The 22942-nt window shown below is 34.3% G+C and carries 14 protein-coding genes; 13 read left to right on the forward strand and 1 reads right to left on the reverse strand.

Features of this window, described 5'->3' with window-relative positions:
* The first annotated feature begins 12 nt into the window (after positions 1-12).
* The 7 genes from atpD (at position 13) to QWC74_RS11595 (ending at position 6757) form a co-directional block, all read left to right on the forward strand.
* The gene (gene atpD / locus QWC74_RS11565) at positions 13-1416 is read left to right on the forward strand and encodes a F0F1 ATP synthase subunit beta (RefSeq protein ID WP_006784607.1); all 1404 of its coding nucleotides are present in this window, start codon (positions 13-15) and stop codon (positions 1414-1416) included.
* A gap of 23 nt (positions 1417-1439) precedes the next feature.
* A complete protein-coding gene (gene atpC / locus QWC74_RS11570; protein WP_155062175.1) occupies positions 1440-1841 on the forward strand; it encodes an ATP synthase F1 subunit epsilon in 402 nt (133 codons plus the stop codon).
* 180 nt (positions 1842-2021) lie between these two features.
* Entirely contained in the window at positions 2022-2237 is a 216-nt protein-coding gene (locus QWC74_RS11575) for a hypothetical protein (protein WP_006784609.1), read from the forward strand.
* Positions 2238-2329: 92 nt separating this feature from the next.
* Entirely contained in the window at positions 2330-3295 is a 966-nt protein-coding gene (gene spoIID, locus QWC74_RS11580; RefSeq protein ID WP_006784610.1) for a stage II sporulation protein D, read from the forward strand.
* A gap of 51 nt (positions 3296-3346) precedes the next feature.
* Positions 3347-4072 carry a M23 family metallopeptidase gene (locus tag QWC74_RS11585; RefSeq protein ID WP_006784611.1) on the forward strand — a complete coding sequence of 242 codons (726 nt, stop codon included), beginning with the start codon at positions 3347-3349 and terminating at the stop codon, positions 4070-4072.
* Between the two features lie 164 nt (positions 4073-4236).
* The gene (gene mreB / locus QWC74_RS11590) at positions 4237-5232 is read left to right on the forward strand and encodes a rod shape-determining protein MreB (RefSeq protein WP_006784612.1); all 996 of its coding nucleotides are present in this window, start codon (positions 4237-4239) and stop codon (positions 5230-5232) included.
* 259 nt (positions 5233-5491) lie between these two features.
* Complete coding sequence (locus QWC74_RS11595) at positions 5492-6757, forward strand: replication-associated recombination protein A (protein ID WP_006784613.1); 1266 nt, start codon at positions 5492-5494, stop codon at positions 6755-6757.
* A 35-nt stretch (positions 6758-6792) separates the two neighbouring features.
* Here the strand turns inward: QWC74_RS11595 and QWC74_RS11600 are convergent, their stop codons facing one another.
* Positions 6793-7434 carry a YigZ family protein gene (locus tag QWC74_RS11600; RefSeq protein ID WP_006784614.1) on the reverse strand — a complete coding sequence of 214 codons (642 nt, stop codon included), beginning with the start codon at positions 7432-7434 and terminating at the stop codon, positions 6793-6795.
* A 282-nt stretch (positions 7435-7716) separates the two neighbouring features.
* Between QWC74_RS11600 and QWC74_RS11605 the strand changes: the two genes are divergently transcribed.
* The 6 genes from QWC74_RS11605 to QWC74_RS11630 all read left to right on the forward strand — a co-directional run bounded on the left by QWC74_RS11605 (position 7717) and on the right by QWC74_RS11630 (position 22904).
* Positions 7717-8583 carry a DegV family protein gene (locus QWC74_RS11605; protein ID WP_006784615.1) on the forward strand — a complete coding sequence of 289 codons (867 nt, stop codon included), beginning with the start codon at positions 7717-7719 and terminating at the stop codon, positions 8581-8583.
* Positions 8584-8613: 30 nt separating this feature from the next.
* Positions 8614-9465: a DegV family protein gene (locus QWC74_RS11610; protein ID WP_006784616.1), complete on the forward strand. Its 852-nt coding sequence runs from the start codon at positions 8614-8616 to the stop codon at positions 9463-9465.
* 119 nt (positions 9466-9584) lie between these two features.
* Complete coding sequence (locus QWC74_RS11615) at positions 9585-10475, forward strand: DUF4300 family protein (protein WP_006784617.1); 891 nt, start codon at positions 9585-9587, stop codon at positions 10473-10475.
* Positions 10476-10592: 117 nt separating this feature from the next.
* Positions 10593-11738: a YibE/F family protein gene (locus QWC74_RS11620; protein WP_006784618.1), complete on the forward strand. Its 1146-nt coding sequence runs from the start codon at positions 10593-10595 to the stop codon at positions 11736-11738.
* 166 nt (positions 11739-11904) lie between these two features.
* Complete coding sequence (locus QWC74_RS11625) at positions 11905-17115, forward strand: CehA/McbA family metallohydrolase (RefSeq protein WP_006784619.1); 5211 nt, start codon at positions 11905-11907, stop codon at positions 17113-17115.
* A gap of 329 nt (positions 17116-17444) precedes the next feature.
* Positions 17445-22904 (forward strand): pectinesterase family protein, encoded by a 5460-nt coding sequence (locus QWC74_RS11630; RefSeq protein WP_006784620.1) that lies wholly within the window; start codon positions 17445-17447, stop codon positions 22902-22904.
* Positions 22905-22942: the final 38 nt, after the last annotated feature.

Genomic DNA, 22942 nt, shown 5'->3' on the forward strand with positions numbered 1-22942 from the left:
AGGTCATTACAAATGGCAACAGGTCATATTGTAGCCGTAATCGGACCAGTAGTAGACGTGAAGTTTGGTTTAGACCATCTTCCTGCTATTTACAATGCCTTAACTGTTGATTATGAAGTTGGTGGGGAACGTAAATCATTAACACTTGAAGTTGCAGTGCAACTTGGTGATGGTGTTGTACGTACTGTCGCAATGGATGCAACAGACGGGTTAGTCCGCGGTTTAGAAGTTGTGGATACAGGAAATGCAATTAGCGTACCAGTAGGAGAAGCAACTTTAGGACGTATTTTCAACGTATTAGGTCAACCAGTAGATAATAAAGGTGAGGTTCCAGCAGGAACACCACATGAAGGAATTCATAAAGAAGCTCCTAAATTTGAAGAGTTATCAACAACTGTTGAAATCCTTGAAACAGGAATCAAAGTAGTAGACTTATTAGCACCTTATATCAAAGGTGGTAAAATCGGTTTATTCGGTGGTGCCGGAGTAGGGAAAACAGTATTAATTCAGGAATTAATTAACAATATCGCTCAAGAGCATGGTGGGATTTCAGTATTCGCCGGTGTAGGAGAACGTACTCGTGAAGGGAACGACTTATACCATGAAATGACTGAATCAGGAGTAATCAATAAAACTGCCATGGTATTCGGACAAATGAACGAACCACCTGGAGCACGTTTACGTGTTGCCTTAACTGGTTTAACAATGGCTGAATATTTCCGCGATGAGTTAAAACAAGACGTATTATTATTCATCGATAATATCTTCCGTTTCACGCAAGCAGGTTCTGAGGTTTCTGCCCTTTTAGGACGTATGCCTTCAGCGGTAGGTTACCAACCAACACTTGCAACTGAGATGGGACAATTACAAGAGCGTATCACATCAACTAAAGAAGGATCAATCACTTCTATTCAGGCAGTATACGTTCCTGCGGATGACTATACTGACCCAGCGCCAGCTACAACATTCGCCCACTTAGATGCGACAACAAACTTAGAGCGTCGTATTGCTGCAATGGGTATCTATCCAGCGGTAGACCCACTTGCTTCAACTTCACGCGCTTTATCACCAGACATCGTAGGACAAGAACACTATGATGTAGCTCGTCGTGTACAGATGATGTTACAACGTTACCGTGAGTTACAAGATATCATCGCTATCTTAGGTATGGATGAGTTAAGTGAAGAAGATAAAAAAGTTGTGCACCGTGCACGTCGTGTTCAATTATTCTTATCTCAAAGCTTCCACGTAGCAGAACAGTTTACAGGATTAAAAGGTTCTTATGTACCAGTTGCTGAAACAGTTCGCGCATTCAAAGAAATCTTAGATGGAAAACATGATAATTTACCAGAAGAAGCATTCCGTTTAGTTGGAACAATCGAGCAAGCAATCGAAAAAGCTAATAAGATGAAATAGTGTGAGGTGGTACTGTGTCAGTAATGACGGTTCGCGTAGTAACACCAGATAAACTTGTATTCGATGGAGAAGCAGAACGCATCTTTGCACGTGGTATTGACGGTGATTTTGCTGTTTTATACAATCATATTCCAATGATGACACCACTTGGTGTTGGAGAGTTACGTATTGATATGAATGGGGAAAGTTCATATATTGCAATTGATAATGGTATTTTCGAGGTTTCTAATAACCATGTTAATGTTTTATCAAATGATGCAATGATGGCTGAAGACATTGATGTTGCACGTGCTAAAATGGATCTTGAACGTACTGAACGTCAAAAACAAAATGCTAAAACACGTGAAGATTTAATTAAATCTGAAATGGAAATCGTTAAACTTCTTAACCAAATACGAGTTGGTGAAAAAAGAATTTCTGAATAAATAAAAAAATCCCACATTTCAATTTTGAATTGTGGGATTTTTTTACATTTATCTCGGGAAATTTATTAAAATGATTTAAATAAACTCAGATAGGATGTAAAATGATTTTTATAAGCTTCTTTATAGTTTTTATTTTTTATCACTACTAGAGCATGTGTAAACTAGTATCGGAGGGATTTTATGAATGTTCAAGCTTATTTTATGATTATATGGTACATCTTAGTCTTACCCATTGTGTTTAAGATGTTAATGTCTTTACAACTAGAAAAATTATTTAAAAGAGGGACTCATCGTAATGATGTGATTATTTTGTATATTGTATTAACCGTAAGTATCTCAAAATTATTTATTGATTACTTTATTGATATCTTTACATTACTTAAATCAATTTTTTAATAAAAAGCTGATGGTTTAGTCATATCTTTATCGCCTATGCATAGAGTTGAATAGTACACCAAATACTGATTCATAATAGATAGGTGATGAATATGAAAAAAATACCAGCTCTAATTTTATCTTTTATCTTATTACTAGTTATAATTCCGATGTTATCTCAAATTATCTATTGTTCAACTCAAACTGTTGTAGAGAAAGTTATGCATCTCCCTACTCAAAATGTAGATTCTTCACAAGAAACTGAAGCCTCAAAAGAAAATGTTGTGACTGTTTTTCGTGAAGAGAGTAATAGTTATGAAGAGTTGTTGCTTGAAGAGTATATCGTGGGTGTTGTCGCGGGTGAAATGCCAGCTGCCTATGAGTTAGAAGCTTTAAAGGCTCAAGCAGTTGCCGCAAGGACTTATACACTCAATCAACTACAATCTGAAGATTACATGCATGATACAGTTAAACATCAAGTTTATTTTGATGAATCTCAAATGCGTGAACGTTGGGGAGATGAGTTTGATAAATACTATTCTAAAGTGAAGCAAGCTGTACTTGAAACGGAAGGAGAGATCATTGAATACAATGGTGAGATGATTACTCCATTTTATTTTTCTATTAGCAATGGATATACAGAAAATGCTGAAGATTATTGGTCAGTTGAATATCCATACTTAAAAAGTGTCAGTAGTCAGTGGGATTTAACAGCCCCCACTTACGAGCAAGTGACTGAATTTAGTTTAACAGCATTACGTAATACGTTTAATGATTCAAGTCTTACAAAAAATGATTTTAAAATCTTAAGTTATACAGATGGAGGTAATGTAGAGGAGATTTCAGTAGGTGATACTGTCTATAGCGGTCGTGAATTTCGAGAAAAACTAGGTTTAAGATCAAGTGATTTTTCTTTGGAATTTAAAGACAATAAAGTGTTTATTACGACATATGGCTACGGTCATGGGGTCGGAATGAGCCAATATGGGGCTAATCAACTAGCTAAACAAGGGAAAAACTATCAAGAAATACTCCAATATTATTACCAAAATGTTAATATTATTGAAAAAAATTCCTAAAATTGAATAAGTTAGTAAAAAAGTGGTCATCATAACGGTGAGGTGATGACTATGAAATTAAAAGAAAAAATGACAAATGTAAAAAACAAAAAATTATTTAAACGTATTGACCCTATTAGCTTAGCACTTGTAGTCTTATTAGGAGCATCTGCTGTATTTGCCGGAGTTCAATTATATGTGAACCAATCATCGGAAGACTTAACAGTTCAAAATCCAGCTAATGGGAATAACAATGATTTAATCTATACAGACAATGGAGAATTACAAACGATGAATAATCAATCAGAGGCTGTAGATGCCGCTGCATTAGGTGAAGTTATTAGTTCTCCATTAGATAGTGAAGACATTGAGGTAACAAAATATTATTATAGTGACACAGTTGAAACTGATGTTCAAACTCAAAGTTTCTTCTACTATCCTGTTGGTCAATCAATGTATAGCCATGAATCAAAAGGTATGAGTTTCAAAAGTTCAAATGATGAAGTTGCTAATGTTGTAGCATCTCTTACAGGAACTGTTACATCGGTAAAAGATGAAATCTTAAAAGGTACGATTGTGACAATTGAACATGCTAACGGAGTGAAAACGATTTACAATGGTGTTTATGATGTTAAGGTAAGCGTTGGAGATTCAGTCTCTCAAGGAGATGTATTAGGAACAACTGGACTTTCACAACTTGAACCAGACGCAGGAAATGTGGTGCACTTTGAAATTATGAAAGATGAAGTTAAAATTGACCCACAATCTGCTATTAATAAAAAATTAAGTGATTTATAAAAGCGAAAAAAGCACTAATGAGCATTAGTGCTTTTTTTGTTGAAAAAACTAAAGAGGAGAAGGAAAAGTTGTAGTCGGTTCAATATATTTGTGTTAAAATATAAAATAGTGATGAATTATTTAGACATACTAATACTGAAAAATTAGTTTGGAGGAAGGAAAGTATGCTATTTTCTAAAGATATAGGAATCGACTTAGGTACTGCTAACGTCTTAATATATGAAAAAGGTAAAGGAATCGTTCTTGAAGAACCATCTGTAGTTTCAATTGATGCTCAATCAGGTCGTATGATTGCAGCGGGAGAAGAAGCCCGTCAAATGCTTGGTCGTACACCAGGTAAAATTGAAGTTGTTCGTCCAATGAAAGATGGAGTTATTGCTGACATTGAGGCAACTGAAATGATGTTAAAACATTTTATCAATTCGTTAAACATTAAAGGAATGCTTTCACAACCTCGTATTATGATCTGTTGCCCAACTAACATTACTTTAGTTGAAAAAAATGCTATCCGTGAAGCTGCTGAAAAATGTGGTGCACGTGAAGTATTCATTGAAGAAGAACCAAAAATTGCTGCTTTAGGAGCGGGGATGGATATTTCTAAACCATCTGGTAACATGGTAATCGACGTTGGTGGAGGAACTGCAGATATCGCTGTTTTATCGCTTGGGGATATCGTAACATCTGCTTCAATTAAAATTGCAGGTAACCGTTTTGATCAAGACATTGTTGATTATATTAAAACAAATTATAAATTATTAATCGGGGATCGTACAGCTGAAGAAATTAAAATCAGTGTTGCGACAGTTTATCCAGAAGGTCGCGAAGAAGAATTACAAGTTCGTGGACGTGACTTAGTATCAGGATTACCTCGTACAATTACTATTTCATCAACTGAAGTAGAAGAAGCTTTACGTGAATCAGTACGTATTATTGTTCATGCAGCGAAAAATGTTCTTGAACAAACTCCTCCAGAATTATCAGCTGATATCATGAATAAAGGTATCGTCTTAACAGGTGGTGGAGCCTTATTACATGGCCTTGACCGCTTATTAGCTGATGAGTTACATGTTCCTGTCTTTGTAGCAGATAATCCATTACACTGTGTAGTAGTTGGAACAGGAATTATGTTAGATCATATTGATAAGATTCGTCGTCGTTAAAACATTTAAAAGCTTCGGAGGTTTCCGAAGCTTTTTTTTTCTATAGCGAAACAAAATTATTTTTGACTAGCAGTTGATGATTGTTTTGTAAGTAAAATATTAGTGAATCTATATTTGTTGAAGTACTCTTTATTTTTGGATTTTTTTCTACAGATTTATCCTCTATTAGTAGGGAGGGATGTAGTGAAAAGATAATCTGAATTTATATATTTGAAAATTTGTAGTTTATTTAACCATAATACAAGGGAAGGGGGAATTCATGATGAAACCATTAGCAGATTTAATACGTCCAAGGACTTTAGATGAGGTAGTTGGCCAGCAGCACTTAATTGGAGAAGGGCAGATTTTACGAAAGTTAATAGAGGTTAATCATATTCCAAATTTAATCTTTTATGGTCCTTCTGGTACAGGGAAAACGACGATTGCAAATATTATTGCGAGTTTATCGAATAAAAAGATTTATAAGTTAAATGCGACGGATGCAAAGACTGAAGATATTAAACAAATTATTAGTAGTTTGAATACACTGGAAGGAATGAATGGAATCTTTTTATATTTAGATGAGATTCAAAACTTCAATAAGAAGCAACAACAAACGTTACTAAAATATATTGAAACAGGTCAAATTACATTAATTACGAGTACAACAGAGAATCCTTATTTTACGATTTTTAGTGCGATTTTAAGTCGTTCTACAATTTTAGAGTTTAAGTCTTTAACACCTGAAGAGATTGTAGATGGATTGAAGAGAGCGGTTGAATTAGTAGAGTCAGAGTTTTATTTGTATCCACTGACGGTAGAAGAGGAAGCTTTAAATTATATTGCAAATGTAGCCAATGGTGACTTACGTCGGGCCTTAAATGCATTAGAGATTGCGTTGTATCCAAATTGTAGGACAGAAGGATTTGTTCTAAATTTAGAAGTTGCAAGAGAGTGTACTGTAACAGCTGGCTTTTCTTATGATCGATTTGGCGATCAACATTATGATACGTTAAGTGCTTTTCAAAAATCGATTCGTGGAAGTGACCCTGATGCTGCTATTCATTATTTAGCCCGTTTGATTAAAGCAGGTGATTTAACTTCTATTTGTAGACGATTATTGGTGATTGCAGCAGAAGATATTGGGTTAGCTTATCCACAAGCTGTTTCGATCGTTAAGAGTTGTACGGATGCTGCGATGCAGCTAGGGTTCCCTGAGGCACGTATTCCATTAGCTCAGGCGGTTATTTTACTTGCCAATAGTCCGAAATCGAATTCTGCTATTTCTGCGATTGATGAGGCATTAGCAGATTTAAAAATAGGAAATGTAGGTGACATTCCTAAACATTTACGTGATGCTCACTATGGTGGGGCAAAAGATTTGGGAATTGGAACAGAATATAAATTCCCTCATAATTATCCTAATCATTACGTGAAACAACAGTATTTACCGAATCGCTTAAAAGATAAAACGTATTATCACGCAGGGGCGAATAAGATTGAACAGGGATTTGTTGGGTATCAAAATTTTATAAAACAGAAGTAAAAAAGACATTATCCAGTTTGTGGATAATGTCTTTTTTAGTTTTCTCGTTGATAGGGAATTTCTCTGAATGATGTTTCACCAGCTATAACGTCTGCTTTTCCATTTGTCATGTCGATGACCCAATTTTTAAATGCTTCTTCTGCTTCTACATCGATTAAAACTTCAACTGAAATTTTATCTGTATAATGAACTTGACTTAAGATGTAGTCTGTTCCTTCTAAGCGATTTTGAATCGTACCAAGTAGGGTGTAGTCGGCATTGATGAACATGGTTTTCATTGTTTTACGCTCAACGACTCCGAGTTCTTTAATCGCCTCTGACACGGCTTTTCCATATGTACGAATTAGGCCGCCAGCTCCAAGTTTAATTCCACCAAAGTAACGTGTGACGACGACTACGCAGTTTTTGATTCCTTGTTTTCGAAGGACTTCAAGCATTGGAACGCCAGCTGTTCCACTTGGCTCGCCATCATCATTTGCTTTTTGAATTTCGTTGAAGTCTCCAACTTGATAGGCTGAGCAGTTATGTGTGGCATTCCAATGGATTTTTTTGATTTCTTTGATAAATTCCATCGCATCTTGATCATTATAAACACGTTTCACGTGACAAATAAAACGAGATTTATCTACAATGATTTCATTTTCCCCATCTTGTGCGACCATTAAATAACGTTCCATGTAATCACCTCATGTTCTTTGGTTTAATTATATCGAATTCTAGATTAAAAACCAACTATTTAGGGAATTTGTATTTTCTAATATAATGCATGAATATAATGGAAAAGTTCATATTATAGTAGAGGATTAGTATTTAAAAAGTTGACTTTTTTTTGATTTAAGTTAAAATAGAACAGAAAGCTTTGAAAATAAAACTATTTTTCGTTCGTTAAGATGAAGTCGAATATTTGAGTCATTATAAAATATGTTATAATATTGATAGTTAAGATAATGAGGTGGATTATGAAAATTGCAATTGTAACAGATAGTCTTACGCATTTAACGACATCTGATTTAGAACGCTATCCATATGTTTATTATGGATATTTAAATGTTATTGTAAATGATCAAACTTATGTAGAGCATAAAGAAATCAATAATAAAGAGTTATTTAATCTAATTGATAGTGGTGCATCATACTCAACATCACAGCCATCACCTGATGTGTTTGTTCAGATTTATGAGCAAATCAAAGATGAGTATGATTATATTTTAAGTTTACATTGTACACCAAAAGTAAGCGGAACAGTTAATGCGGCACGTATTGCTAGTACAATGGTAGATGGATTAGAAGGACGTATTTCGGTTATCGATTTAAATACCGCATCAATTGGGGAAGAAAATATTATTATTAAAGTTTGTCAATTAATCGATGAAGGAAAATCATTAGATGAATTATTAAAAGTGATTGAATTTTATCGTAATCATACAACACTTTGTTTAGTCATTGATGACTTAAATACGTTAGTTAAAACGGGGCGTTTATCTAAAACAGCAGCAAGTATCGGTAATTTATTAAATATTAAGCCAATTATCGGGTTAGTTGATGCCCAGCTTGATGTTTTGGATAAAGTTCGTACAAAAAAACGTGTATTAAAATGGATGGTAGAACATTTAAAAGAGGAAATCGAAAAGTCTGGTAAGCAGATTGTTCGCCTTACTTATTCTAATGATTTAGAGTTAGCACAAGAGTTGAAAAAATTAATGGAAGAAGCTTGCGGTGATCAAGCAGAAGTTCATGTAGGAAATGAAATTGGCCCAGTTATGGCGATTCACTTTGGTCGCGGAGGCGTAGGAGCTTGCTGGATGCCAGATCAATATAAAATTTAATTAGCAAACTAGATTTGGGAGGAAAATGATATGGCAAAAGTCGCGATTGTATCTGATAGTACAGGTTGTATTCCTGCAGAGACTGTAAAAGCTTTAGATATTTATGTTAACTATATTTCGGTGGTTTTTGGAACTGAGTCTTATCGAGAATTTATTGATATGTCTCCTGAGGAGTTTCTTGAGCGTAGTGCCAATTACAACGGGTTACCAACAACTTCACAACCATCTCCAGGACAAACGATAGCTTTATATGAATCATTATTTGAACAAGGGTATGAAGATATTATTCATATTAACATTTCAAGTCAATTAAGTGGTAGTCATCAAACAGCTTTAACATGTGCAGAAATGGTTAACCCTGAGCATATTCACGTATTTGATTCACGTACTGTTACTTATACACAAGGTATGTTTGCTGTTTATGCAGCAATGAAAGCTAAAGAAGGAGCGTCAGCTCAAGAAATTTTAGAATACTTAGAAATGATTCGTGAAAATAATCAATTTTACGCAGCTATTAATGATTTAACTAATTTACGTAAAGGTGGACGTTTATCAAATGTTGAAGCAGCATTAGGTAGCTTACTACAAATTAAACCTATTTGCCAAATTCAACCTGATGGAACATTCCAAGCTGTTGAAAAGATTCGCACGTTTAAAAAGGCATTAAAGCGTTTAATTGAAATTTCAAAAGAGGCACAGTTAACAGAAGATTATCAATTAGTTGTGATGCATATTGGGAATGAAGAGGCTGCAAAAACAGTTCAAACAGAATTACAAGAAATTTATCCAAATCATGAAATTAATATCTATTCAATTTCATTAGTAGTAGCTGTTCATGGGGGACCAGGAGCAGTTGCCGTTGGTTGGGTAAAACATAAATAATACTAAAAAAAGATTACTGATTTCAGTAATCTTTTTTAGTATTTTAAAACTTTTTTCTTGATGTTTGCGTCTAATAGGTAAATAATAAAACAGACTTTAAATAAGTGGAGGATTTTAGTATGAAGAAATATTTCTTACTAGTAGGAACAGCTATTGTATTAGTTACAGGATGTAGTTCTAAAAAAGTAGAGTTAGAATCAATATCAGAAGAAAGTACGGAAGTGCAACAATCTATCCCCTTTACATACTCATTCTTAAATGATGACGAGACTCAACATAAAGTTTCGGCTTTATTATTAGAAAATGGTATTTCTCAGTCAGCTATTAATTCATTTTTTACATCGGTCAATCATTTTAATAAACTAGCTGTGGATACGCTAGACACGAAGGTAGGATTTGAAACAATTAATCTTTTTGACTTATCGATTGATTATGCATATATTCAAGAACAATGGGATAATCAAACAGATTATTTAGATCAAAATTGCCGATTAACAGTTTTTAACTTAATGAAGGAACTAATTAAAATAGATACAGAAGACGTTATCTCAGACGAAATGAATAATTTAATATTTGATGAAGAGATTATTAAAGAAAATCCTAATATTCAGTTTACAGATGAAGAAGCAAGTGCCTATCATAACTTTTATACGGCGATTTCAACAAAAGAGACGACTGATCAAAGTTTTCATGTTAAACAAATTCAAAAGGAATGGAAAAATCGTGGGATAAAGTTTGAGACGGACGATAATATTTCAATTATCAGTGTTTTCTTAAATTACAACGAGGATAAATCACTATTTATTGGGCATACGGGTGTTTTAATTAAAACAGATGATGGATATTTATTTTTAGAAAAGGTGGCCTCAATGGAACCCTACATTGTTTCAAAATATAGCAATATAGATGAATTCAAAGCCTATTTAACGGCTCTTTATGGGAATCATGTATTCGATGGTGGAAGTAAACCAATTTTCATGCAAAATGATAAGTGGTTAAATGCTGAATAAAAAAATTGTATAATAATGTAATATTTTGTTAAAAAAAGGAATGTTGTATAATGATTATGAACAACATTCCTTTTTTTATGGAGAGGTATGTGAGGATTATAGCTAGGAGGATTAATTGTGAAGAAATTGGTGAAAGAGATTATGCCCATTATTTTGACATTGCTAGCATGCTTTGTCATTGTCGTTGTATCGGATTCTATTTTTCAAGGAGGATATCTACCTAATCGATTAAATCGGGATATTCAGTATTATGAAGCAACGGTTTTAGAAGTGATAGATGAAGAGTTAGGACCTGATAATTATACAGGAGAATTCACAGTCGGATTACAAAATATACGGGTTCAGATTACCGAAGGGCCATATTCGGGAGAACAACATGTTTTTAAAAATTATGTAAGCCGTCTATATAATACAGTGGTTAAAAAAGGTACAGATATTATAGTTGGAGCTTATCTAGAAGATGGCGAAATTATGGATTTAACAACAAATACGTATAAGCGTAGTCATGTCATTGTGATATTGGCGATTATTTTCTTTGTATTAGTTGCTTGGATTGGAAAGTTAAAGGGTGTAAAATCGATTGTTTCATTATTATTTACTGGGACTTGTGTTATCTTTTTAATGCTACCGTTAATGTTAAACGGAATGAACCCAGTATTAGCGGCAACCATTATAGTCTTTTTAAGTACCTTTGTAACATTAGGACTTGTTTCAGGAATTAATAAGAAGACATTGGCTGCTATTATTGGAACGTTATCAGGTGTCTTAATTGCAACTCTTATTGCCTATTTGTTTGGAAATTGGTCGCATTTATCAGGTGGAACGATGCAAGATACAGAGGCTTTACTCTATGTGTCAGAGACTAGTAAACTTCAAATAAAAGGGTTAATGTTAGCAGCGATATTAATTGCATCGCTAGGGGCGGTCATGGATGTTGCGATGTCAATTTCTTCATCGTTATTTGAATTAATCTCAGTAAATGAACAATTAACATTTAAAGAATTAGTCCGAAGCGGAATGAATGTTGGAACTGATATGATTGGTACAATGACGAATACGTTAATTTTAGCTTTAGCAGGTGGATCATTAACAACGATGATTTTGATTTTTACTGCATCAATTAGTGAAAAACAGTTAGTTAACTTAGATGTGTTAGGCACAGAATTAATTCAAGGATTATCAGGAAGTATTGGAATTGTTATAACGGTTCCCATTACAGTGGTTGTGACGGCATATTTATGTAAAATGAAAAAAGTTGATTAGAGATAATCAACTTTTTTTATACAAATATTACTAAATTATGACAAAATTTTTATATTTTTAACAATAAATTAATTATTTTTTTCCAAAAAATTGTTATAATGGAAATAAATCTGAAAATATTAAAGGCCATTTTTATTTTCAGAAAATAAGTAATATGGAGGATATTATGAGGACAACAATTTTTAAAAAGGTATTAAACAGTGTGTTAGCTGTTAGTATCGCAACAACGGGATTTGTAATCCCTACACCGAAATACTTTGTTCATGCGGAAGAAGTGGCGGTACAGAAAGTAGTTTTATCAGAAGGTTTTGATAACTATATAAATGAAATGCCGAGTGGGTGGTTAGAGGAAAATGCGTATGGACAACGTCCAAACTATAATAACATCTCAAATAGTGGATTAGCTGCGCCATCTGTTAAACTTGGAAGTAATGGACAAACACTAACAACACCGATGTTTGTATTAGATAATGTAGGAACGTTATCTTTTGTCGCAAAAGGTAATGGAAATAATGGTGATTTTTCTTCAGAGCTTGTTGTTAAAGTTCTTAATAATGGGATTTGGGAAACTATTTTATCAGAGGTTATTTCTCAAGATAAACAAACATTAACTTTTGAGCTTGCCCAAACGGTGACACAAGTTCAATTTATGATTAATAAAGTGGTTGGGAATGTGATGATTGATGATGTTAAAGTCACAACAACATCTACTTCTACTGATGCAGAATTACCAAGTGAGCCAACACCAGATGTTGTTCCGTTAGAAGGTTTAGTTCTAACAGGAGCTTCTAAGCTTGCTGTGGGGGTTGAATCAACGTTAAAAGTTGAGTATCAACCAGAAAATACAACACAAACAGAAGTAACGTATGCTTCAACTGATGAGAATGTTATTACTGTAACACCTGAAGGAAAAATAACAACTCATGCTGAAGGACGTTCAATGTTAACGGCAACATCAACTGCTAACCCAAGTTTAGTAGCTGAAAAATTAATCATTGTAGAAAATACGCCAGTTGTGGAAGAAATCGTTGTTTTTGATGAAGGATTTTCTTCTTTCCCAACGTTAGCTGATGGTTGGAGTACAAATGTAACTGAAACTTATAGTGGACCTGCACTGAAGATGAACCAAAAGGATCATTTTATTCAAACGCAAGAGTTTGGACTTGGTGATACTGCAAAGTTTTACTTAACTGTGAAGGGAAATTCTTCTCAAGCTTCAGGAACAACAGTTTTAGCGGTTCAATATCAATCTGATTATGGAACTACTTGGCATACGTTAGCAGAGATTAGTGAAATTACTGGAAGTGCTGTGAAGCATGAGTTAGAGGTACCAGCTAATGCGACTCGTTTACAAGTTGTTGTAACGACTAAAGGTCAAATGAATGTTTCATTAGATGACTTAAAATTAGTAGCTACTTCATTAAAGGATAAAGAACCTGATACAGAATTACCTGTTATTGAACATACGGCCCTAGCAGAAGGAAATCTTGATTATGATTTAGTGGTTAAAGCCAATGTATCAGATAATCGTAAACTTGCTAAAGTAACATTAAATTATCGTGTTGCAGGGACTGAAAAGTTCCGAACAATTGAGATGGCTTTAGTGGACGGTTTATATGAAGGCACGATTTCTAAGTCTGATTTATCAACAGATGGAATGGAATATTATATTGAAGCAGTAGATGCTGAAGGAAATAAAGCACAGACTGATACATATCAGGTTAAAATTTCTGATTTAGATAAGGTTGCGCCTCTTATTACGAGTCTATCTCCAGCAGATAATGCAAACTTAGGTAAAAATAAAACACCTAAAATTTCTGCTAAATATTCTGATCGTTCAGGAATTAACACAGAGTCAGTGAAGTTATTCTTAAATGGTGAAGAAGTAACTAAAAAGGCAACAATTACTGAAACTGAGGTAACGTACCAAGTTGAAAAAGAATTAGAAAATGGAACTTATTCGATTAAGTTACAGTTAGAAGATAAAGTAGGAAATGCCGTCGAAAAAGAGTGGAGCTTTAAAGTTGCTGATGTTGCTCGAAATTTATATTTTGGACAATTACACTCTCATACAAATTTATCAGATGGTCAAGGAACAATCGATGAAGCTTATACGTATGCTAAAAATCAAGCAAAAGTTGATTTCTTAGCGGTAACTGATCATTCAAACTCATTTGATAATGATACACAAGCGAGTATTGCTGATGGATCAATGAGTACGAAGTGGAATACAGGATTAGCAGCGGCTGATAAGTATAATGAAGATGGTGTGTTTACAGCATTATATGCTTATGAAATGACTTGGTCAGCGGGTACTGGGAAGTATGGACATATGAATACGTTCAATACACCAGGGTTTGAGACGCGTACAAATGCAGCAATGGATTTAAAATCGTATTATAATGCCTTAAAAACGCAAGAACAATCAGTTTCACAATTTAACCATCCTGGAACAACATTTGGTGATTTCGTAGACTTTGGATTCTATGATGAACAAGTGGATGAATTAATTACATTGATTGAAGTAGGGAATGGTGATGGACCGATTCGTGGAAGTGGACATTTCCCATCTTATGAGTATTATACTCGTGCGTTAGATAAAGGATGGCACGTTGCTCCAACAAATAACCAAGATAACCATAAAGGGTTATGGGGAAATGCAAATACAGCGCGTACTGTAATTGAAGCGGAAGAGTTAACACGTGAAAGCCTATATGAAGCGATTCGTGAACGTCGTGTTTATTCAACAGAAGATGAGAATTTAGAGATTTCATATGAGTTAAATGGTGCGACAATGGGGTCTATTTTATCTGAGCAATCAGAAGCTAATGTAGTGGTAACAGTATTAGATCCTGATGCTGGAGATACGATTGATAAAATTCAATTAATCACAGATGGTGGGCGCGTTGCTCATGAGGTTACAAATGTAAATGCGACTGAAAAAGAATGGAAGTTAACATTTACTCCAGATGCATCATCAACTTACTATTATGTAAAAGTGGTTCAGGGAGATAAAGATATCGCGGTAACTGCTCCAGTCTGGATTGGGGAAAAAGAAAATGTAGGTATTTCAAACGTGGAAGCAAGCTCATCTAAATTATTAGTAGGAGATGAGGTAACGGTTGAAACAGTTGTATTTAATAATGAAAGTAAAGCTATTACCAATGCTAAAGTAGAATATTATGTAAATGGATCAACAGAAGCTGTTGCAACAGATTCATTAGCTATGATTGAAGCATCAAATAATGGTTCTTTAAAAGCAACATTCCCAATTACGAAAAAAGGGAAAAATGTGATCGAAGCAGTGCTCACATTAACGATTAATGGTGCTGTTCGTGAATATACAGAGCGTATTGAAATTACAGCATTTGATTCAAGTGAAGTAAGCCATGTTTTAATTGATGGAAGTAAGATGAATGGATACGTAACCGGAAACTATGCTGGAAACATGAACTATGTAACTGAATTAGTAGGTCAAGAAGGTGGAGTTGTTAAGATTAATACTGAAACAATTACATCTGAAATTTTAACTGGAATCGATGTTTTAATTATTACAGATCCAGAAAATGATTTTGTTTACAGTAATGAAGAGGTCGTAGCAATTAAAGCCTTTGTTGAAGCAGGTGGGGATTTAATCATCACATCTAAAGCTGATTACAAAGATCAAACGGGTCAGTTTGGAAACGCAGCTCAAGGAAATAAAGTTTTAGAGGCAATCGGTGCAACGATTCGATTCAATGATGATCAGGTTGTAGATCCAGTTGAAAATGGTGGGCAAGCATACCGTTTATACTTCGATGATTATAATGAAGAAAGTCCCTATACAAAAGGAATTGATTTTGGAAAAATAGAGCAAGGTAATTCAAAAAATACGGATTATAAATTTAGTTTCTATAGTGGAAATTCAGTTTTAGTTCCGGCAGATGCAACAAATGTTGATGTTGTGGTAAAAGGGCATGAGACTACAACGAATGATGACGCGGATAAACAAGGCGATTATACTCCATTAAATCCAGGTGACATGGTTGCGTTAGCAGTTGAAACTTTACCAAATGGATCTAAAGTAGTAGCGTCGGGTGTAACGTTCTTCTCAGATTTCGAAATGAATCCAAAGAATGATTATTCAAACCGTACGATTGTAACAAATTTAATCAATGATTTAGCGCCAGCGAAAGAAGCGCAAATCACCCCTATTAAAGAACTTCATACTGATCTAGATGGGGATAATATGCCAGATTTAGCAGGTGAAACTCGTACAATCGAAGGTTATGTGACTGCTGGGAACTCTAACTCAAAAACAACGTTCTTTGATGTTATTTATGTACAAGATGAAACCGGTGGGATTACGATTCACCCAATTTCAAATTTAAAATTAAAACTTGGACAAAAAGTACGTATTACAGGTGTGGTTGGAGCTTATGAAGGTGATACTCAATTAGGAAATGTGAATGAAGCATTAGATGTTGAAATTCTTGATGAGTCAATTAACTTAGTGAAACCAACATTCATGTCAACTGCAGATAGTATGTTAGAAGAAACTGAAGGTTTATTAGTAGCCGTGAAAGGAACAGTAACTCGAATTGATACTGAAAAAGGAAATATCTTTGTTAATGATGGAAGTGGAGAAGCTCGTGTCTTCATCAATGGATATATTGGTGGAAGTAAAGTAGATGAGATTGATTCATGGAAATCACGTATTTCAGTAGGAGATACGTTATATGCTGTTGGATTATCAGCAGAGGACCCAGAAGGATCACGTATTCGTGTTCGCGATACTGATGAATTAGTGGTTATTGATGATGAAACGCCAGAAATTCCAAATCCAGAGGTTCCTGAATATAGTATTCCTGATTCAATTTTAGGGGCAATTAATACAGCTGTGATTAAACCAATGACAGGAAATGGATCAGTGGAAAGTCCATTAATGTTAAATGCATCAAGTGCAACTTTAACAGATGTTGAAGAAATGATAAATGGATTCCAAGGATATACGGTTAAAGTCACTTTATTAGCGGAAGCATCAAATGAATTCCAGTATTCTATTCAATTAATTCCAAATACAAGAAGTGGTGAAACTATTTCATTAATTTTAACAGTTTCAAAATCTCAAACTGAAGTTGTAAATTATTTAAATTCATTAATTAACACTTCAGGTGGCGGTTCTAATTCAGGTGGAAATCATAGTGGAAACACAGATGGAAGCAACAATAATTCAAACGACAACTCAACAAATCATTCAACGACTTCAAACCCATCAACAGGTAAACCCGAAACAGGATATCAAGTAATGGGATGGATGTTAGGTGGTATTGCATTTATCGTTGCTGGATATGTAGCATACGTAATTTATAATAAACGTCAAAAAGAAGTAAAATAATTTAAAAGACTGACTCCAAAGGGTCAGTCTTTTTTTCGCCAAGATAAAAGAAAGTAGACTTTTCTGTCTTCAAAATATGGTTAAAGTGTATTAGGAAAACTACTATATTCGGAAATACGAATGCCGCACGTTAAAGCGAATTTTTTTCCTCTTTTCTGTCATGGTTCGACAACGTAACCGTTTACAGTGTGGCATTATTATCTTGTGAATTAATGTGAAATTAGAATGGAGGGAGTAAAGAATTTTAATCGGTTAATTAAGAAGGAAATGAAAAACTATTCGTAAAATGAACGATGCTACTTAAGTAGTGAATCCGGGGGGAATTATTCGTGAATTTGAAAACAGCTAAAAAAAGAACATCAGCGATACTTGCCATTTCAATTTTAACATCTAACTTTCAGGTAAGTACTATTAGAGTTGAAGCTACTGCCGATGAAGGTATTAATCTGGGAGCAGATGAAATCATTCAGGAGACAGATAGTGAAACTATTGAAAATGAAATGATTGATAATGAGGTAGAAGATAAGACTGAAGAAGTAATTGAAGTTCTACAGGAAGATGAAATTGTAATTGATGTAGAAGAATCAATTGAAGTAGAGATTGCATCTGATATTCTAGAAAATTCAACTCAAGAAGAAGTTTTTGAAGAAGTGCTACCAACTGTAAATTTAGAATCTAGTTCTTTACCAACAGGATTTAATAATACGGTAATTAATAGTACGGACGGAAATGGAAATGCCGTATTTAATAAAGAGTTAAAACAATTTGTCATTACAGGAACAGGAAATGTGATTGGAAAGGATTTGGGTGCAACAGATAGTTATCAGTTTGTTAATTTTGAAGTAAAAGGTGACGTCACGATTGTTGCACGTCTTGCAGATTTTGATATGACTAATGCTAATAAGGGGCAAGCTGGATTAGTCGTACGCGCGGATAATACAAGTGCTAATGCAGATTACTTTGCACTTTATTTAGATCATAGTAAAGATCAATATCGTTATGGATATCGTGATGGGGAAGCCGGGAAAACAGGAGCTTCAGCTATTTCTAACGATTTAAATAGTAGTAATAAAGAGTTGTATATTAAGATTGAAAAAAGCGGTAATTCTTTTAAATACTATGTTTCACAGGATCCAACTTTCCCAAGTGATAACACTGTATTTAAAGGACAAACTGTTTCTATGACTGCAGATACATGGTATGTCGGAATGTTTGTTGCCAATGGGGGAAGTGACACGCCTGCTACAGCAACATTTGATCATGTGAAGATTTCCACAGCTGAGAAAGTTTACTATGATTCTGAATTGATTGAAATGCCTGTTGAAACAGTTGAAAATGTTCAAGCAATGAGTGGTGATCAACATGTTACGTTAACGTGGAATGCTGTTGATGAAGCCACGCATTATATAATCAAGCGTTCAAATGAAAAAGATGGTATCTATGAAGAAATTGCAACTATTGAATCGAGTGAATTAATGTACACAGATTCTAATGTAGAAAATTTTGTTACCTATTATTATAAGATAGCGGCAAAAAATGCAGTAGGAGCGGGGCATGACTCACAAGCTATTGCAGGCTTACCAAATAACAGTAATCCTCTGAATCTTCAATATGGAAAAGATGCTGCACAATTTAATATGGTACAAGAACCAAATGATACCGTGTTTACATCACATATTACATTAGAAGGATCAACTAATTTAGATGGAACAATTAAGATTGAACAAAATGGTGAGGTTTTAGTTGACTCTGCTTCAAAAGCAGCAGGTGAGTTATTTGAGCAAATCTTCAAACTAGATTACGGTCGAAATGAGATTAAGATTTACCACACAACATCAGATGGTAAAACAACATTGAAAACATATAATCTTGTTTATCTTACTGAAGAAAATATTGACAAAGTCGTTGATGCCTCTTTTCAAGGTGTAGCAGGTCAAGAGGTTAATGGAATTGCAACTTATGGCAGTATTCAAGAAGCTGTAAATTCTGTTTCATCTAGTAATCAAGAACGTGTCACTATTTTTGTTAAAAATGGAGTATACAAAGAAAAAGCAATCATTGAATCCCCTTATATTAGTATTATCGGAGAAGATGCACAAAAAACAATTTGGACATATGATGCTGCTCATGGAACAATTAATCCTGAAACAGGAATTAAATATGGAACTAGTGGTAGTGCAAGTGTTACTGTGAAAGCAAAGGCGATTGGATTCAGTGCAGAAAATATTACAATTGAAAACTCATTTGTTGAAAAAGGTGAGGCTAATGAACAAGCAGTAGCTTTTCATAATCAAGCTGACCAAAGTATGTTGATTAATGTTCGATTTATCGGAAATCAAGATACACTATTAGCTAACACGAGTAGTCAAGAATCTGCAGCGCGTCAATATTATTATAATTGCTATATTGAAGGTGACGTAGACTTTATCTTTGGACGTGCACAAGCTATTTTTAATAGTTGTGAAATTGCATCTTATAATCGTCAATCTCCGAATGGTGTAAGTAATGGCTATGTTACAGCAGCCAGTACCTGGGATAGAGATGAATATGGTTATTTAGTGATTAATTCAAAATTAATTGGATTAGATGATATTCGTGATGAATCAGTTTCTTTAGGAAGACCTTGGCGACCAAGTAGTGCGACTTATACAGTAACTCCATCAGTTATTTATATTAATAATTATTTAGGTAGTCATATCACAACACAAGGGTGGGATGATATGAGTTCAACTTCATTAGCGAAGGATTCAAGATTTTATGAATTTGGAAATTATGGACCAGGATTTGAATTATCAGATACTCGTTCTTTATTAACACCTGAAGAGGCTACATCTATTGGTATTGAAACCGTGTTTGCAAAAGGTGCAGCTAAAACCGTAGAAGGATTAGATGCTTATACTAGTGACTGGAATCCAATTGATGAAAATCAACAAAATAATATTTATAAACTTTATGAAGTGAAGAATGATACTGAAATTCCAGAACAACAATTTGAATGGAAAAGTGGGAACGTAGGATCAAATGCATCAGGAACTGTCACTCAAAATACAGATGGAAGTGTGACGATTGCAGCTTCAAATGGTAAAATTGCAGATAGTGAAGATGGAATGACTTTCTATTACACTGAATTACCAACTAGTGAAAATTTCACATTTACGGCTACATTTAAAGTTGATGCAACAACTGTAGGCGGAAAAACTTATGATGGACAATCTGGATTTGGAGTTATAGCCCTGGATAGTCTTGTGACAGGGAATTCAAGTGCACGTTATTATAACTCTGCTGGAGCTGTGTTTGCGCGTTATAAGAATGGTACAACGACATATAACGGAATTCCAGGGGGACGTTTTGTTACAGGTTATGAAGAAGGAGCATCAGTACCATCAAGTAATCGTCAGTTAATTAATACGTCAGTCTTTGATTGGAACTTTAATCAGAATCAATTCCCAGATCCATCTAAGCCTCACTATACAGCAGGGGATGTTTACACATTAACTCTTCGTAAATCAAATACGGGATATCATGCTATTTTGAATAATGATACAACGAATGAAGTCATTTATTATGATTATGATAATGAACTATTAACTGTACAAAATGAGGATACTTTATATGTTGGAGTCATGGCATCACGAGGAGTTCAAGTCACGGTTTCAGATATTAACTTAACAGTTATATCTCCTGATAAAGATGATGCAGCACTTGAGCGACCGGTTGAGTATATTACACCGACTATCTCTAGTGATACAACGAAAACAACATCAAAAGCAGATTATGATTTATCATTACGTTCAAATGTAGCCGGAACTGCAACGATTAAAGATGAGAAAGGAAATATTCTATATCAAAATATTTCATTAGAAAGTTCACAACGTATTTTGAAAGAATTAACTTTAGATAAAGGAACGAATAAGTTTTCAGTAGAATTTGTACCAAGTATAGACCAACCGACGTTTGAAAGTCATCAACAAATTTCGTCATTAGAACCAATATCATTAAATGTAAGTGTTGATTATCAGTCATTTGGAACTAGCGAAAATGCATTATATGTTTCAACAACAGGAAGCAAAAATGGAGAGGGAAGTCAAGAAAATCCACTGGATATTTATACGGCAGTTGCGTATGCTCAACCGGGACAGGAAATTGTCTTACTTGAAGGAACATATTATTTGACAGAAGCCATTACGATTGACCGTGGACATGACGGAACAGCTGATGAGATGATTACATTAATGGCCGAACCTGGTAAACGTGTGGTGATTGATTTATCACAATCACCAAAAGGTGGATTTACTATTAATGCTGACTATTGGCACTTCTTTGGATTTGAAATTTGTAATTCACAAGATAATGCAAAACCATTATTAATTCAAGGGAATCATAATATTGTTGAACAATTGAAAGTCTATAAAAATGGAACGACAGGAGTACAAATTAGTGGCTCGGCTTCTGAAGATAAGAGTATGTGGCCAAGCTATAACTTAGTACAAAGTGTTGAGTCTTATGACAACATGGATGCTAATGCTAATGATGCAGATGGGTTTGCAGCTAAAATCACGGCAGGTATTGGGAATATTTTCCGTTACTGTATTTCTCATAACAATATTGATGATGGTTGGGATTTATATGCTAAATCAACATCAGGAAGCATCGGACAAGTTGTTGTTGAGTCTTCAATTGCGTATGAAAATGGATACTTGACAACAGATCCTGAGAAAACAGTGGTGGGTGAAGGAAATGGATTTAAACTTGGTGGAGAAAGTATGCCGGGGAATCACATTCTAAGAAATAGTATTTCATTCAACAACTATGCTAAAGGAGTTACAAGTAACAGCGGACCAGACGTTCAAGTTTATAATACTGTCTCATTTAATAACGGTGGAACAAACCTTTCATTATATACATCTTATAAAGAAACAAACTATAAGTTAGATCACTTTGTTTCTTATAACGGTGGTAAAGTAGATGATATTAAGTTGACTGGACAGTCAAGTTTAGCAAGTGAAACTAACTATCTTGATGGTAAAAATATTAATGGGGAATCTGTTCCATCTAGTTGGTTTGAAAATGTGGATATGAAAAACTATCCAACGATTAATGAAAAGGGTGGATTTGATTTTAATGGTTTAGAAACCTTATTGCTTGAAAGCGAAGAGTTTTTAGGTATTATGGCAACAAATAAAACAGAGCCAACTGTTATTACAGTTGGAACCGAGATTAGTTCAAATGGTTCAACTGAAACACCAAAACCTGAAGAGCCAGTTGTACCTGAAAAACCAAATTATATCATCCCAGATTCAATTAAAGATGCGATTGATTCAACGGTTATTAAACCAGTAACAGGAACAGGAGTCGTTAATAAACCGTTAATTTTAGATATAACAGGTGCAAGTTTATCAGATGTTAAATCAATGTTTGAGAAATTATCTAATTTTACAGTAAGTGTATCTATGTTGAAAACTAGAAGTAATGAAGTTCAATATTCAGTTTTATTAACAAGTGCTAATGAAAGTATTTCTTTAATTTTAACTGTGGACACTAATCAAAGCGATGTGATTAGTTATTTGAATTCTTTCATAAAGGATACATCAAAACCAGATGATTCAAAACCTGAAACACCAAAACCAGAAGAAAATACTAATTCAACCACTCAATCATCAACAACGACTAATAAACCTGCAACAGGTTATACGTTAATGGGATGGATGACGTTAGGTGTTTTTTCAACATTACTTGGTTTTGTTTCTTATATTAAAAGAAATAAGAATGATAAAAAACAAGTAAAATAATTTTTGAAGACTGACTCGAAAGAGTCAGTCTTTTTAGT

Source organism: uncultured Turicibacter sp. (genome assembly GCF_938044715.1).
In the GTDB taxonomy this organism is placed as follows: Bacteria; Bacillota_I; Bacilli_A; order MOL361; family Turicibacteraceae; genus Turicibacter; species Turicibacter sanguinis.

Coding starts and splice junctions, on each gene's coding strand:
- atpD (WP_006784607.1), top strand. CDS start 13: ATGGCAACAGGTCATATTGTAGCCGTAATCGGACCAGTAGTAGACGTG.
- QWC74_RS11600 (WP_006784614.1), bottom strand. CDS start 7,434: ATGGAACGTTATTTAATGGTCGCACAAGATGGGGAAAATGAAATCATT.
- QWC74_RS11575 (WP_006784609.1), top strand. CDS start 2,022: ATGAATGTTCAAGCTTATTTTATGATTATATGGTACATCTTAGTCTTA.
- QWC74_RS11605 (WP_006784615.1), top strand. CDS start 7,717: ATGAAAATTGCAATTGTAACAGATAGTCTTACGCATTTAACGACATCT.
- QWC74_RS11585 (WP_006784611.1), top strand. CDS start 3,347: ATGAAATTAAAAGAAAAAATGACAAATGTAAAAAACAAAAAATTATTT.
- QWC74_RS11615 (WP_006784617.1), top strand. CDS start 9,585: ATGAAGAAATATTTCTTACTAGTAGGAACAGCTATTGTATTAGTTACA.
- QWC74_RS11610 (WP_006784616.1), top strand. CDS start 8,614: ATGGCAAAAGTCGCGATTGTATCTGATAGTACAGGTTGTATTCCTGCA.
- atpC (WP_155062175.1), top strand. CDS start 1,440: ATGACGGTTCGCGTAGTAACACCAGATAAACTTGTATTCGATGGAGAA.
- mreB (WP_006784612.1), top strand. CDS start 4,237: ATGCTATTTTCTAAAGATATAGGAATCGACTTAGGTACTGCTAACGTC.
- QWC74_RS11595 (WP_006784613.1), top strand. CDS start 5,492: ATGATGAAACCATTAGCAGATTTAATACGTCCAAGGACTTTAGATGAG.
- QWC74_RS11625 (WP_006784619.1), top strand. CDS start 11,905: ATGAGGACAACAATTTTTAAAAAGGTATTAAACAGTGTGTTAGCTGTT.
- spoIID (WP_006784610.1), top strand. CDS start 2,330: ATGAAAAAAATACCAGCTCTAATTTTATCTTTTATCTTATTACTAGTT.